Raw genomic sequence first — 13,441 nt, forward strand, 5'->3', positions numbered from 1 at the left:
TTGAGTTATCTTTCTGAGATGAGGACGATGGACGAAGTAAAACTTAATAGAGGAGTATATACTTAATTTGGCTCAGTAGCTCAGTCGGTAGAGCACGATGAATAAGCTTCTGAGAAATAGCATCCAGCGTACTCATCGAGTTGCTTCTTGAGTTATCTTTCTGAGATGAGGACGATGGACGAAGTAAAACTTAATAGAGGAGTATATACTTAATTTGGCTCAGTAGCTCAGTCGGTAGAGCAATGGACTGAAAATCCATGTGTCGGCGGTTCGATTCCGTCCTGAGCCATCTTTTTATTTCAGGCTTAGGCCTTTTTCTTTTCTCAATATGGCGGTTGTGGCGAAGAGGTTAACGCATCGGATTGTGGCTCCGACACTCGTGGGTTCGATTCCCATCAATCGCCCCAATTTCAATCAAATAGCATGAAGATTGTGCGGGTGTAGTTTAATGGTAAAACCACAGCCACGAGCGAAACATCTATGAATTATCTGCGAGTTGCCTCGACGCATCCATCATCCCTGATTTAGCTTTCAGAGGAAGAGGCATGATAAGGCCAATATTCGTAAGCAGAACATAATAATACTACAATACAATTGTGCGGGTGTAGTTTAATGGTAAAACCACAGCCTTCCAAGCTGTTGTCGTGGGTTCGATTCCCATCACCCGCTTACATCAAAAAAAGTAAAGCTGTTTTTTCAGCTTTACTTTTTTTGTGGTCTTTTTCACCTATTCAAAAGTTCAATTTTTAGTCATAAAGAATTATAAAAAAACGAAAGGAATTTTTAATAGGCATGTAGAACTAGTAATGTTGAAGGATATCTCAACAAAATAGTTTGTAACAACTTAAGATAAAGGAGTTGTCAGATGTGGAAAACCAATTAAAAATTCTGATTTGTGATGATTCAGTTTTAATAAGAAAGAAGCTGAGAAGCACATTAGAGAAATGCAAATGTGAGGAAATCTATGAAGCGGAAAATGGTATTGTCGCGGTGGAGGTAGCCAAGGAAAAGAATCCCGACTTAATCTTCATGGATATCGTGATGCCCGAAAAAGATGGAATTGAAGCACTAGAAGAAATTATGAATCACAACCCGAAGGCCAAAGTCGTCATGGCATCATCTGCTGGAACAAAAGATCATCTCAAGAAAGCACTTGAAAAAGGTGCATATGATTTTATCCAGAAACCAATCTCTCTTGAAGCAATCACAAATATCATCGAAAAGATTCTCAAGGAGGGAAGCGTCAATGTTTAGTCAATTTTTTGGCCATTATTTATTAAATCAAGGACTACTTTCGAGGGAACAACTAACAGACGCACTGGAATTCCAGCAGTCGGTTCATGTGAAATTTGGTGTGATCGCTGTTGATGAAGGATTTCTTACACCCGAACAGGTTGAAAAGGTTCACGAAATGCAGAAGCAGATCGATAAGCGCTTTGGTGAAATTGCGGTTGAACTAGGCTATCTAACTGATGATCAAGTGGAAGCGATGCTTTCTGTTCAAAAACAAAATCATTTGCTTTTGGCCCAAGCCCTTGTTGATCGTGGATATATGTCCATTGAGGAATTCTCCAACGCATTAAACCATTATAAAAGGGATTTCAGCTTGTCCGATGATAAATTTGAAGCTATTAAGCGTGGAGATATTGATGCACTTGTAACGAATATTCTTGATCATAAGGAATCGAATACAATCGAGAAGTACGGAAATTATTTGACTCTTTTTGCGAAGAATATGATCCGCTTCATTGATGATCAAGTCTATTTAGAGGTATGTGACCACAAGCAAAACGAAGGCAATTGGCTGGTACACCAGGATATTGTGGGAGAAGCACCATTATTTACGGCCATTTCTGCACAAGAAGATGTCTTCCTTTACATTGCATCTGCGTACGCAGAGGAAGAATTAACAGAGGTGGATGAATTAGCTAAGGCATCCGTCAGTGAGTTTTTAAATTTACATAATGGAATTTACTTAGTCAATATGTCCAACGAAGGTATAGAGCTAAACATGAATCCGCAGGAAGTAGTTGAATCGGCAAAGGTTAATGGGGAAGGATTACTCGTCACCGTTCACACCTCAAAGGGCAAGTTTGACCTATTCCTTTCCACTCAGCCATCCACGGTCTTGATCGAAAAAGGTGAGGATAGTCAACAGCTTGTTTAATAGATAAAGGCTGTTTTCGAACGGATTGTGGTTCTGGAATGTCCTTAATACCGGCCATTCCGTTTCATACTAGGCGTGCGATACGCATAGTTTGAGTAGTACTTTTCTCCGCTGTTTCAACAGATAGACAGCATAAACAACTGTATTGTCTAATAATTTTTTATTCAAAAGCAACAATGTTTGAGAAAAGAGCCTAGATAAAAAAGGTTGCTCGGAATCGAGTAGCCTCTTTTGTTTCACAAATCCTGAGTGACCTCCAATAACCAATCAATTTCAACATTACTAAGCATGAGATCCTGAACATCCTCATCTAGATCAACTGTTGCTTCAAGCAGCTTATCAATATCTGTCATTTTTCTTACTCCTTCGATATAGTTATTTAGTTATAGTTCTATTTTACTAAAAAATTGGATATTTGTCAGTGGTTTTTACTATAATCATTCGGAGTAATAGTGGAAACTATGGGGGTGTTCTAAAAACTTTTTTAAAATATGACCGAACTATTAACAAACCAAGAAATATTAAAGAAATGAAGGAATGGGAGTTGATCGAACGAAAAATAAGAATTATGTTATTTCTAGGAGGTGTTGTATTTTGAACGTTTTGGTAATAGAGGACAATGAAAGTGTATGCTCGATGATTGATATGTTCTTCTCAAAGGAAGACATTAATGGTGAATATGTCCATGATGGAATAGAAGGATATAAACGATATAAGGATGGAGATTGGGATTTACTCATTATTGATTGGATGCTGCCAGGGATGGACGGGGTCTCAATCTGTAGGAAAATTCGATCGGAAGGGGATGCCATTCCGATCATTATGCTAACAGCAAAGGATAGTGAATCGGATCAGGTGTTAGGTTTGGAAATGGGTGCGGATGATTACGTGACGAAACCTTTCAGCCCGCTTGCACTAATGGCGCGAATTAAGGCTATTACGAGAAGAGTGAACAGCGGTTCCTTTGAAAAAGTGGAAAAGGGCTTATTGAACACAGAGCATTTCAAAATTAGCAGGGAAAAAAGAGAAGTGTATCTAAATGGGGACCCAATCACCAATTTAACTCCTAAAGAATTTGACCTGCTCTACTTTTTTGCCCAGCATCCAAAGCAAGTCTTTACAAGAGAGCAGCTTCTGGAACGGGTTTGGGGCTATCAATTCTATGGGGACGAGCGAACAGTCGATGTTCATATTAAAAGGCTTAGAAAAAAAGTCGGTACGGAAAATCAACCGTTTTTCCATACGGTTTGGGGAGTAGGTTATAAGTTCGATGAAACGATCCAAACCATTCAAGATTAAGTATTTATACCAGCAGCTCATTAGTCATATGAGCGTTCTTCTAGGCGCATTTCTGATCTTAAGCCTAGTGTTTGCTCATTATGTCGAGGGGCTTGTCTATCAGAATAAAGTAGATGAGCTCGTCTCCTATGGAAAGGATATTCTCGTAGAAATCACTCGAGGGGATATGGGAGCAAATGAAGTCATTAACCAATATAGTATGGTCTTGAAAGGAAGAAATATTGGCTTTAGTATCTTTGATGAACAAGGAAATATTCTTTATCCGAGCGGCAAGTATATCCCTGATTTGAAGCTTGCGGATGAAGTGCTAGAGCAAATTTCTGAAGGTGAACCACTCGTCGTCAAGAAAAGGGTGCAGCATTCAAATCAGGATGTCACACTCGTTGCTCTCCCGTATTTCATTAAGGGCCAGCTGATCGGTGGAATTTTTCTAACCACCCCCATTAGTGGCTCTAGAGAAATGATCAGTCAAATTAATCAGTATCTCATATTAACGGTCTTCTTCGCCTTTGCCTTGTCCATTCTACCAAGCTGGTTTTTATCAAAGATTCATGTGAATCGGATTAAAAGGCTGCAGGAGGCCACCTCAATGGTCTCTGCAGGGGACTATTCAGTCAACCTTCCACCATCGGATTTTGATGAAATTGGTGAGCTAGCAAAGGATTTCAACCACATGGTGAAAAAACTCAACACGGCGGCAGAAGAAATAGAAAGCCTTGAAAATAGACGGCGAAACTTCATGAGTGATGTGTCTCATGAATTGAGGACCCCATTAACGACCATAAGTGGAGTGATTGAGGGCTTAAAAAACAATATGATTGCGGACGAGGAAAAGGAAAAAGGGATTAATCTGGTCAGTCAGGAAACAAAGCGCTTAATTCGACTAGTGAATGAGAATCTTGATTATGATAAAATCCGTTCGAATCAAATCAAGCTTAATAAAGAGGACCTTCAATTACTAGAGGTATTTGAGATCATCCAAGAAACCCTTTTCCTTCAGGCATCCGAGAGGAATAACAGAATTGAGATAGAGGTGGATGAAGAAGTCCATATTTTTGCGGATTATGACAGGTTGATTCAAGTTTTAATCAATATAACGAAGAACAGTATTCAATTCACCGATAATGGTCTCATTTGGTTAAAAGGAAAATGGGATCAGGGAGATACGATTATTGAAATTGAAGATACAGGAATCGGAATTGATCCGGCCGAGGTCGAAAAAATATGGCACCGATTTTATAAGGCGGAAATTTCGAGAACGAGTAATCCCTATGGTGAATTTGGATTAGGATTATCCATTGTCAAACAGTTGGTTCATCTTCACAGCGGTTCCATTGAAGTGTCCAGTGAAAAAGGCAAAGGAACGAAATTTACCATACGGATCCCCTATTCGAAGGATTAGAGCTATTTAAAGTGGCTCTATTTTTTTTTCTGAAAAAAGCTCTCATGACTCATAATTTCATTCTTCTTCTCTATTTTTTCAATTGTTCTTAAGAATTCTGTCATTTTTTGTTCACAAATTATCACTATGATCAAGACATAAGAATAAAAGAGGAGGAATTATGAATGTCAGACTTAGATAAATTTGAAATGCCAACGAATGAGGATTTACTTCCCAAGAAGAAAAAGGGGAAAGCAAAGCCAATTGTGAAGAGTGCTCTGTCCACAGTTGCGGCTGGGGTAGTTGGTTCTATGTTAACCTTAGCGATCTTCCCGCAAACCGCTGCCTTTCAAAAAATGTATGAACCAGTAAATAATCAAGCTGCAACTATTTCTGAAACGTCTACAGCCGATAGTGATTCAGCAGTGGTTGCCACAAAAGCTTCAGTGAAAAATACCGATTCTTCCGTTTCAGACATCGTGGAAAGAACGGCAACAGCTATCGTTGGTATCGTCAACATGCAGCAGAACAACAATCGCTTTTCAGGAAGCATGGATGCGGTTGAAGCTGGATCAGGCTCTGGTGTCATTTTCAAAAAGACAAATGCTGCAGCGTATGTTGTTACCAATAACCATGTTATTGAGGGGGCCTCAAAGATTGAAATTTCCCTGCATAACGGTGAGAAAACAACAGCCGAGCTTATTGGCACAGATGCCTTAACAGACCTTGCTGTTCTAAAAATTGACCCAAAATACGCTGATAATGTGTTAGAGTTTGGTGACTCGTCGACCCTAAGAGCAGGTGATCAGGTACTTGCCATCGGAAATCCACTAGGGTTAGAATTTTCTCGTACAGTAACACAGGGTATCGTTAGTGCAGTCGATCGAGAAATTTCTGTTTCCACATCTGCTGGGGATTGGGACTTAAATGTCATTCAAACAGATGCCGCCATTAACCCAGGTAATAGTGGTGGAGCTTTAATTAATATGTCGGGCCAAGTTATTGGAATCAATAGCTTAAAGATCTCCGAAAGTGGAGTGGAAGGCTTAGGCTTTGCGATTCCAAGTAATGATGTTGTTCCTATTGTGAATGAAATCATCAAGAGCGGACAAATTAGTCGTCCATACTTAGGAGTTAGCTTGGCAAGTGTCGAGGAAATTCCTCCGTATTATCTCCAGGATACAGCGAAGGATGTACAAAGTGGAGCAATGGTTACCTATGTTGATCCAAACTCAGCTGCCGGAAAGGCTGGCATAAAAGCACAGGATATCATTGTCGCTATCAATGACAATGAAGTGAAAACATCCAATGATTTAAGAAAATACCTCTATACTAAAGTTAAGGTTGGGGAAGATGTCTCTCTAAAAGTTTATAGTGACAACGGCTATAAAACTGTGAAATTGAAACTATCGAGTAATATAAAAACAAACTAAAAATGATGAAGGGAGGCGGTATTGCTTCCCTTCATCATTTTTTTACCTATACTTATTAAAGAAAAATTCCTGCGAATCGATTCGCAGGAATTTTTTTAGATATATCTATATCAAACTACAGAAGAATTCGTCAAGGGTAAGTCCTGAATGGGCTTCTTATGAAATTCTTCTTCGTTTTTTGTTACTTCGATATACTTTATATGATGCTCCTCCATTTCTATAATTTTGAATGAATAGGAGCCAAAAATAATGGAGTCACCTTCGCGGGCCTCAAAATTCTCTGTTAATATCCAGCCCCCAATGGTATCGACATCCTCATCGTTAATATCGAGCCCAAGTAAATCGTTGACTTCACTAACCAAAACCTTGGAATCAAAAATATAGTGATCGTCATTAAGCTTTCTTATTTCGGAAACCTCATCCATGTCGAACTCATCGCGGATATCACCGACGATTTCTTCAATAATATCCTCAACTGTCACAAGACCAGAGGTCCCACCGTACTCATCCATAAGGATAGCCATATGAATACGCTCTTTCTGCATTTTAATCAACAGGTCTCCGATTGGAACCGTATCAATCACACGAATAATTGGACGAATATAGGAGTCCAATGTTTGCGAAGCAATCTCAGGATGGCTTAATAAATCTGCCATCACTTCCTTAAGATTAATCAATCCGATAATATGGTCTTTATCCCCATCAATGACTGGATAACGTGTGAATTTCTCCACATACATAACCTCAAGAAAAGTCTTGATTGTATCGTCCTTTGACAAAGACACGATTTCTGTACGAGGCACCATGATTTCCTTTGCAATTCGATCATCAAATTCAAAGATTTTATTTACATACTTAAACTCTGATTGGTTAATTTCACCACTTTTATAACTTTCGGACAAGATTAGTCGAAGCTCTTCCTCAGAATGTGCTTCTTCACCCTCTTTTGCCGGCTTTAAGCCAAACCATCCAACAATTGTCCGGGCTGATCCGTTTAAGGCCCAAATAAATGGGTAGAATATGCGATAGAACCAAATGAGTGGGCGCGCAACGAGAAGCGTAATCATCTCTGCTTTGCGAATGGCAACGGTCTTTGGTGCAAGCTCTCCCACTACGACATGAAGAAAGGTAATGGACAAGAACGCTATCGCAACGGAAACACTGTGAGACAATGTTGGAGAAATATTAAGCTCCTTAAATAGTGGTTTTAACAATTCCGCTATTGCGGGTTCCCCTAACCAACCTATTCCTAGAGCAGTTACGGTTATCCCGAGCTGGCAAGCCGATAAGTATTCATCAAGATGAGTAATAATCTTTTTGGCGGCAATTGCACTCTTGCTACCTTCTTCGATTAATTGTTCCACTCTTGAACTTCTTATCCGAATGATCGCAAATTCTGAAGCGACAAAAAATGCCGTTAAAGCAATCAAAATGGCTAATAAAACCAAGTTAAATATGTCCAAATAAGTTTCCTTATCTCGTTATACGAGAAAGGAGTCACCTCCCAATAATCTCAAAAATAAATTTTAATATTTTAATCCGGAAAGGGACCTGATTAACATTTTTCCTTCCGTATTCAGCAAATTGGCTAAGCGTTCTGCCTGTCGGTCATCAAGATTTTCAAACAAAGGGACAAGGACGTCTAGGTCATTTTGTAGCTGTTTCATTTGCTGAGTAATGGCTTGGATATGTTTCTTAATCTCCCCTTCTTGTACTTCATCTTGCTTCTTCATTTCAAGCTTTCTCTTAATCTCATCCAATGGAATATGCAGGTTCTTGCATTGTTCAATAAACTTCAGATCTTCCAAAGCTTGATACGAATAAATTCTATAATTTGATTTTGAACGTTGCGCTCTCAAGAGCCCAATACTTGTATAGTAATCAATCGTTCTTTTTGATACATTTGCTAAGCTTGCTAGTTCGCCAATTCGATAGACAGCCCCATCAAATCACCTCAATCTTTTTCCACATATTAATTATAAAATATGAAAAACCATACAGTCAAACGTTGTGGTTTTGAAAAATTTGTTACCTTTAGTTTATTATAAACGGCAATGAATATGAACTGTAATTTTTGAATAATTAGAATTTGAAAAATTACTTCTCTGATCCTTCTTACTAGTGTAATAGATTTGCTAAATGAAATTCACGAAAATGTCATAAAAGAAAAAACACAGTAGTGATGCTACTTCTTTGAGAATTAGAATCATTTATCTGCAGATGTGTGAGATTTTCCACTGCCCATATTAAAAAAAGTGTGATATAAAGAAAGAGAATCATTCTCATTTAAATTTTGAATTAGGTGATGTTCATGTTATCCATGCTTAGAAAAGGTGAAAAGGCAATAATTACAGATATATCAAAGGCTGATGAATTGGTAAAACGTCGTCTCTTAGACTTAGGAATTACGGAAGGCTCAGAAGTATGTATAAAATGTAAAATGCCATTTGGAGGACCTTTTATGCTTGAATCCTGTGGACAATGTGTAGGTATTAGGAAAAATGAAGCAAGCTGCATAAAGGTGGAAGGTCTATAATGGATATCGCATTGCTTGGAAACCCAAATACGGGTAAGACATCTATGTTTAATAATCTGACAGGCTCCTATGAATATGTTGGAAACTGGAGCGGTGTTACGGTTGAGAAGAAGGTAGGTATTTTTAAACAGGGGGCAGCGAAGCTAATCGATTTGCCTGGCGTCTATTCCCTTAACCCGCTCTCAAAGGATGAAGGGGTTGTGACGAGATTTTTGTTAGACGATCCTTTTGATCGGATGTTAAATATTGTCGACGCCTCCCAATTAGAAAGAAATCTACATTTAACGCTTCAACTCATTGAATTTGGAAGTCCCTTAATCATTGGGTTGAACATGATCGATGTGGCAAAAAATCGAGGAATTCAAGTGGATGACGAGAAGCTTTCCTCAGTTCTTGGTGTGGAAGTCGTTCCCGTTGTAGCTAGAACGGGTCGTGGTTGCAAGGATTTAGCTGAAGCGGCCACTACTCCATACCGAGAAACAAAGAAGCAGTTTCAGGTTGATTATGGGGAAGAAATTGATAAAGCGATCACTAAGTTAGAACAGTTGCTTCAGGGAGAGTCCAGTCATTCAACAAGATGGTTAACCCTTCAGCTATTGGAAGGAAACCCATATGTAAAAAAATATTTGCAATCATATATTGACATAGCTGACTTGGATGGGCTCATTCATTCAACTTCACGTGCGGTCTTAGCCGGAAGTGAAGTGAGGACCATTGAACAATTTATCTATAAGAGAAGACAGGCAGCTATTGGCGAGATCCTAAAAGAAACAACCGAGGTGAAAGGAAATAGAGGACAGCCTTTATCGGAAAAAATTGACCTCATCATTACAAATAAATGGCTAGGACTTCCCATTTTTCTTTGCGTGATGTATGTCTTGTTTATGCTGACATTTGACTGGCTTGGATTCCCACTTTCAGATGCCTTAGATGCATTTATTTCTGGACCGATTACAGAAGGGATTAGCCAGTTATTAGACTTGGTTGGAGCCTCCAAATTTATTCATGCCCTCGTGTTGGATGGGATTGTCGCTGGTGTTGGTGGGGTGCTTGTCTTTGTGCCACAGATTTTTATCCTCTTTTTCTTTATTTCGATATTGGAGGATTCGGGCTATATGGCACGCGTCGCCCTAGTGATGGATCGCCTCATGGAGATGGTTGGTCTAAATGGGAAAGCGTTCATTCCAATGATGATTGGTTTCGGCTGTAACGTTCCAGGAATCATGGCGGCGAGAACCATAGAGACACCAAGGGAAAGGCTGATGACCACATTGCTTACCCCTTTGATGTCCTGTTCAGCGAGATTGCCTGTATATGCTTTGTTTGTCGGTGCTTTCTTTGTCCATCAAAAGGCATTAGTAGTCTTATCTCTCTATGTTTTAGGAATTGTCGTTGCGCTTATTCTCGCTAAGATATTCTCTAATACGCTGCTTAGGGGAGAGACGTCCTTCTTTGTTATCGAGCTTCCACCCTATCGCCTTCCACAAGCAAAGGCTTTATGGAAGAGTACTTGGGAAAAAGGGAAAGGATTTGTTAAAAAAGCAGGGACATTTATCTTTGCTGGTTCTGTCATTATTTGGCTGCTTTCCTACGCTGGACCTGGAGGAACGAATGTTCAAATGGATGATAGCTTCTTAGCAATGATCGGTGGAGTATTTGCTCCTTTGCTTGCACCTCTAGGCTTTGGTACATGGCAGGCTGGGGCTTCATTATTAACAGGATTTTTAGCAAAAGAAGCCATTATCTCCACCATGAATATTATTTATTTCGTGCCTGATGAAGCAGGGTTACAAGGGATATTAGCGAATACATTCTCACCACTGTCAGCCTATAGCTTCATGGTATTTATTTTATTGTACATTCCGTGTCTCGCAACAGTTGCAACGATCAAAAAAGAAACCGGCTCCTACAAATGGACATTTTTCTCCATGGGCTATGCTCTGGCTATTGCCTATATTCTTTCTTTAATCATCTATCAAGTAGGACAGGTTTTTGGATTATAGTCAAACGGTATTGGAGAGGTGAAGGAAAATGGTGGTGAATATTATTATTGGTGGCGCTATATTCGGCTATGCGGGGTATGCGTTGTGGAAATTCATCAGTCGTTCTAAACAAGGAAAATGTGCAGCCTGTGATATAAAAAATTCTTGTTCAAGTAATCATTGTAATAGTTCAAAATAACTACTATCGCCGTCGGTAGTAGTCTTTTTTTATACAATTTCTTGTATATGGTTACTTTCATCTTGTATAATCAATTTATAAAGTGTAATTTTACACCATTACTCAAAAGAGGATGACGGTCCATTGACACGAGAAGAGATAATTTTAAGAGTATCGGAAAAAATGCTTCTGATTCGGACAGAGGCGGGCTATACCCAAGATAAAATGGCGGATATCATCGGCGTTTCGAAAAAAACCTTAGTTCAAATCGAGAAGGGACGAATGTATGCAAATTGGCCAACGGTTGTGACGGTATGTGCCTTATTTCGAGAAACCGAAACAGTACGTTACCTTTTTGGCGATGAACCGCTCGAGGTTCTTGAAACGGTGGCACGTGACGGGATAGATTATCGAAAAGAAAGAACGATGGGTGGTAAAATATGGTGGCGTGAAGTCAAAAAGAAGGATGGCTTTATCCTCCAACAAAATATTATTAGCCAGCATTTTCGAATTCTTGACGATGAATTTTTTCGAATATTTAGCAGCTTGGATGAGGCGGCCTCATTAGCCAGGTTTGAAGAGTTAGTTACGGAAGGAAAGAACGAATAAAAAATATTGAACGAAATTGCCCCGTAGAGCGTCATATGTTTGAGTACAGGTTGCGGGCTGTGGGAAAGTGGGGATATATACACGGATGGATGAAAAAGACCTAATCAAGGATGCCAAAAAAGGTAATCAGCGGGCCTTTGCCATACTTTTTCAGGGAAACTATTCTTTTCTTTTGAAATACTTAATTAAAGTGACAATGAATAAAACGATGGCTGAGGATTTGGCACAGGAAACGATGACAAAATGTATTGAAAAAATCCATTTGTACAATGAAAATTCTAAATTTTCTTCATGGTTAATCTCTATCGCAACAAACCTGTATATTGATCAAATTCGCAAAAATAAAAGGGAAAGAAACTGGCAGCAAACCGAACAGGGGATTCGGAATTTAAAATGGCACTTAGAGAGCAGAAATGAAGAATGGAATGATGTGCTTACCGTCTTAGGAAAATTAAGTGATGATGTTAGGATTCCGATTGTTCTCAAGCATTATTATGGTTATTCCTATGATGAAATTGGGAGCTTAATGAAGGTTTCACCTGGTACGATCAAATCGAGAATTCATAACGGAATTCTTACAGTGAGGAAGGAGTTGAAATTAGATGAGCAACCTGAACGAGATTCCAAGCGGGAAAGAGCAACTAGATGATGAACAAAATGAACTCATACAGCTTATGAAAGTGGGATTTGATCAACTTGATGAAGGTGTGGAGATTCATACACCAAGTATGGAATGGTTTGAGCATATGGTCGGTGAACAGACAGAAGTCATACGAAAAAAACGCATCAAGGAAGTCACGATTTTTCTTATGATTGCTGTAATCATTGTGAGTATGTTGTTATTTACACTTTATCAACTCCCAACCATATTCTTTGCCGTACAAGGCTTGGCTTCCATCTTTGTTGTTTTCTATAGTGTAAAGGACTTTGTTAAGCAGGTGAATAAAGCATGACAGAGGCTACGAAAGAACTCCCTCTGCCTGCACTCATTGCCATAGGTGTCATTTTACTTACTCAAAGTATTTTTCTTTTCATAAATGCTCGGAAAAATGGGCATAATTATTGGCTTTGGGGAATTCTTGGAATTATTCAAGCTCCGATGCCAACTCTCTTTTATCTGCTTTTCGCCCGCAAAATATGGAAACGGAAAAAAGCGAAGGAATGAAAACAAGAGGAAAAGCTCACCTTTTGATGTAGGATACTATTGCATACGGTACAGCGGTGTATGTGGAGTAGCATCCTCTGATCATAGTTTTTCTGTTCACAAAATGTTCAAAATAAAGTCAAAAAATAGTGCGATTTATCAAAGGCCTCCTTCTTAAAGCTATGGTACTTTTAAATTTGAAGAGCGACAGCTAAAGGGGGCAGAGATGATGGAAGAGCTTAGTGTAACATTAGTAATCGCGAGCATTATGGTGCTTGTCTATTATGTAGGATATACATTGGCAAAGGCCGAATAAACTGCTTGGATTTCCAAGCAGTTTTTCTATAGTTATAAACCAACATTTAAAAGCCCCCTTCTGTAATCGAAGGGGGCTTAGCCATGTTATATTTAGTTTTGTGTTAGGTCATTATATTTATTGGAAGTGTCCGCTCATTTGTTGCTGAGCTAGAGATACTAAACGCTTCGTAATTTCTCCACCAACAGAACCGTTAGCACGAGAAGTTGTGTCAGCACCTAAGTTAACTCCGAATTCATTTGCAATTTCAAATTTCATTTGGTCTAGAGCTTGTGCTGCACCAGGAACTAGTAGTTGATTTGAAGAACTGTTGTTTGCCATTGAAGTACACTCTCCTTCAGATTTTTTAATCTAATGGTTGGGTTAGCTGGATTTGCACCAGCTAGCAGGCGATTC

The 13,441-nt window shown here is 39.1% G+C and carries 15 protein-coding genes and 3 tRNA genes; 15 read left to right on the plus strand and 3 right to left on the minus strand.

Annotated elements, in window-relative coordinates:
• Positions 1 to 216: 216 nt before the first annotated feature.
• From J2S07_RS00005 to J2S07_RS00040, 8 genes are all read left to right on the plus strand, one after another.
• Positions 217 to 289, plus strand: a tRNA-Phe gene (locus tag J2S07_RS00005).
• 42 nt (positions 290 to 331) lie between these two features.
• Positions 332 to 407: transfer RNA gene (locus J2S07_RS00010), tRNA-His, on the plus strand.
• 191 nt (positions 408 to 598) lie between these two features.
• Positions 599 to 669, plus strand: a tRNA-Gly gene (locus tag J2S07_RS00015).
• Positions 670 to 867: 198 nt separating this feature from the next.
• Positions 868 to 1,254, plus strand: a complete 387-nt coding sequence (locus J2S07_RS00020; RefSeq protein ID WP_307148338.1) for a response regulator — start codon at positions 868 to 870, stop codon at positions 1,252 to 1,254.
• Positions 1,247 to 2,167 carry a cyclic di-GMP-binding domain-containing protein, MshE-related gene (locus tag J2S07_RS00025; RefSeq protein ID WP_307148339.1) on the plus strand — a complete coding sequence of 307 codons (921 nt, stop codon included), beginning with the start codon at positions 1,247 to 1,249 and terminating at the stop codon, positions 2,165 to 2,167. The genes J2S07_RS00020 and J2S07_RS00025 overlap by 8 nt, the downstream gene beginning before the upstream one ends.
• 594 nt (positions 2,168 to 2,761) lie before the next feature.
• Entirely contained in the window at positions 2,762 to 3,466 is a 705-nt protein-coding gene (locus tag J2S07_RS00030) for a response regulator transcription factor (protein ID WP_307148340.1), read from the plus strand.
• On the plus strand, positions 3,438 to 4,868 hold the full coding sequence (locus tag J2S07_RS00035) for a sensor histidine kinase (RefSeq protein ID WP_307148341.1): 1,431 nt from the start codon (positions 3,438 to 3,440) through the stop codon (positions 4,866 to 4,868). The genes J2S07_RS00030 and J2S07_RS00035 overlap by 29 nt, the downstream gene beginning before the upstream one ends.
• A gap of 164 nt (positions 4,869 to 5,032) precedes the next feature.
• Positions 5,033 to 6,280, plus strand: a complete 1,248-nt coding sequence (locus tag J2S07_RS00040) for a S1C family serine protease (RefSeq protein WP_307148342.1) — start codon at positions 5,033 to 5,035, stop codon at positions 6,278 to 6,280.
• A gap of 110 nt (positions 6,281 to 6,390) precedes the next feature.
• Here the strand turns inward: J2S07_RS00040 and J2S07_RS00045 are convergent, their stop codons facing one another.
• Together J2S07_RS00045 and J2S07_RS00050 are read right to left on the minus strand one after the other, a co-directional pair.
• Positions 6,391 to 7,743, minus strand: a complete 1,353-nt coding sequence (locus J2S07_RS00045) for a hemolysin family protein (protein ID WP_307148343.1) — start codon at positions 7,741 to 7,743, stop codon at positions 6,391 to 6,393.
• 63 nt (positions 7,744 to 7,806) lie between these two features.
• Positions 7,807 to 8,208, minus strand: a complete 402-nt coding sequence (locus J2S07_RS00050) for a MerR family transcriptional regulator (protein ID WP_307148731.1) — start codon at positions 8,206 to 8,208, stop codon at positions 7,807 to 7,809.
• Between the two features lie 377 nt (positions 8,209 to 8,585).
• Between J2S07_RS00050 and J2S07_RS00055 the strand changes: the two genes are divergently transcribed.
• The 7 genes from J2S07_RS00055 (at position 8,586) to J2S07_RS00085 (ending at position 12,750) form a co-directional block, all read left to right on the plus strand.
• Positions 8,586 to 8,816: a FeoA family protein gene (locus tag J2S07_RS00055; protein WP_307148344.1), complete on the plus strand. Its 231-nt coding sequence runs from the start codon at positions 8,586 to 8,588 to the stop codon at positions 8,814 to 8,816.
• The gene (gene feoB / locus J2S07_RS00060) at positions 8,816 to 10,819 is read left to right on the plus strand and encodes a ferrous iron transport protein B (RefSeq protein ID WP_307148345.1); all 2,004 of its coding nucleotides are present in this window, start codon (positions 8,816 to 8,818) and stop codon (positions 10,817 to 10,819) included. The genes J2S07_RS00055 and feoB overlap by 1 nt, the downstream gene beginning before the upstream one ends.
• 28 nt (positions 10,820 to 10,847) lie before the next feature.
• The gene (locus J2S07_RS00065) at positions 10,848 to 10,997 is read left to right on the plus strand and encodes a FeoB-associated Cys-rich membrane protein (RefSeq protein ID WP_307148346.1); all 150 of its coding nucleotides are present in this window, start codon (positions 10,848 to 10,850) and stop codon (positions 10,995 to 10,997) included.
• Between the two features lie 123 nt (positions 10,998 to 11,120).
• A complete protein-coding gene (locus J2S07_RS00070; protein WP_307148347.1) occupies positions 11,121 to 11,585 on the plus strand; it encodes a helix-turn-helix transcriptional regulator in 465 nt (154 codons plus the stop codon).
• An 85-nt stretch (positions 11,586 to 11,670) separates the two neighbouring features.
• Positions 11,671 to 12,234 carry an RNA polymerase sigma factor SigY gene (gene sigY, locus J2S07_RS00075; RefSeq protein WP_307148348.1) on the plus strand — a complete coding sequence of 188 codons (564 nt, stop codon included), beginning with the start codon at positions 11,671 to 11,673 and terminating at the stop codon, positions 12,232 to 12,234.
• Positions 12,188 to 12,538 (plus strand): YxlC family protein, encoded by a 351-nt coding sequence (locus J2S07_RS00080; RefSeq protein ID WP_307148349.1) that lies wholly within the window; start codon positions 12,188 to 12,190, stop codon positions 12,536 to 12,538. Before sigY ends, J2S07_RS00080 begins: the two co-directional genes overlap by 47 nt.
• Complete coding sequence (locus tag J2S07_RS00085) at positions 12,535 to 12,750, plus strand: sigma-Y antisigma factor component (protein WP_307148350.1); 216 nt, start codon at positions 12,535 to 12,537, stop codon at positions 12,748 to 12,750. The genes J2S07_RS00080 and J2S07_RS00085 overlap by 4 nt, the downstream gene beginning before the upstream one ends.
• Positions 12,751 to 13,162: 412 nt before the next feature.
• Here the strand turns inward: J2S07_RS00085 and J2S07_RS00090 are convergent, their stop codons facing one another.
• Entirely contained in the window at positions 13,163 to 13,366 is a 204-nt protein-coding gene (locus J2S07_RS00090; RefSeq protein WP_307148351.1) for an alpha/beta-type small acid-soluble spore protein, read from the minus strand.
• Between the last annotated feature and the right edge of the window lie 75 nt (positions 13,367 to 13,441).

It is taken from the genome of Anoxybacillus andreesenii, from assembly GCF_030813005.1.
Classification (GTDB): Bacteria; Bacillota; Bacilli; order Bacillales; family Cytobacillaceae; genus Robertmurraya; species Robertmurraya andreesenii.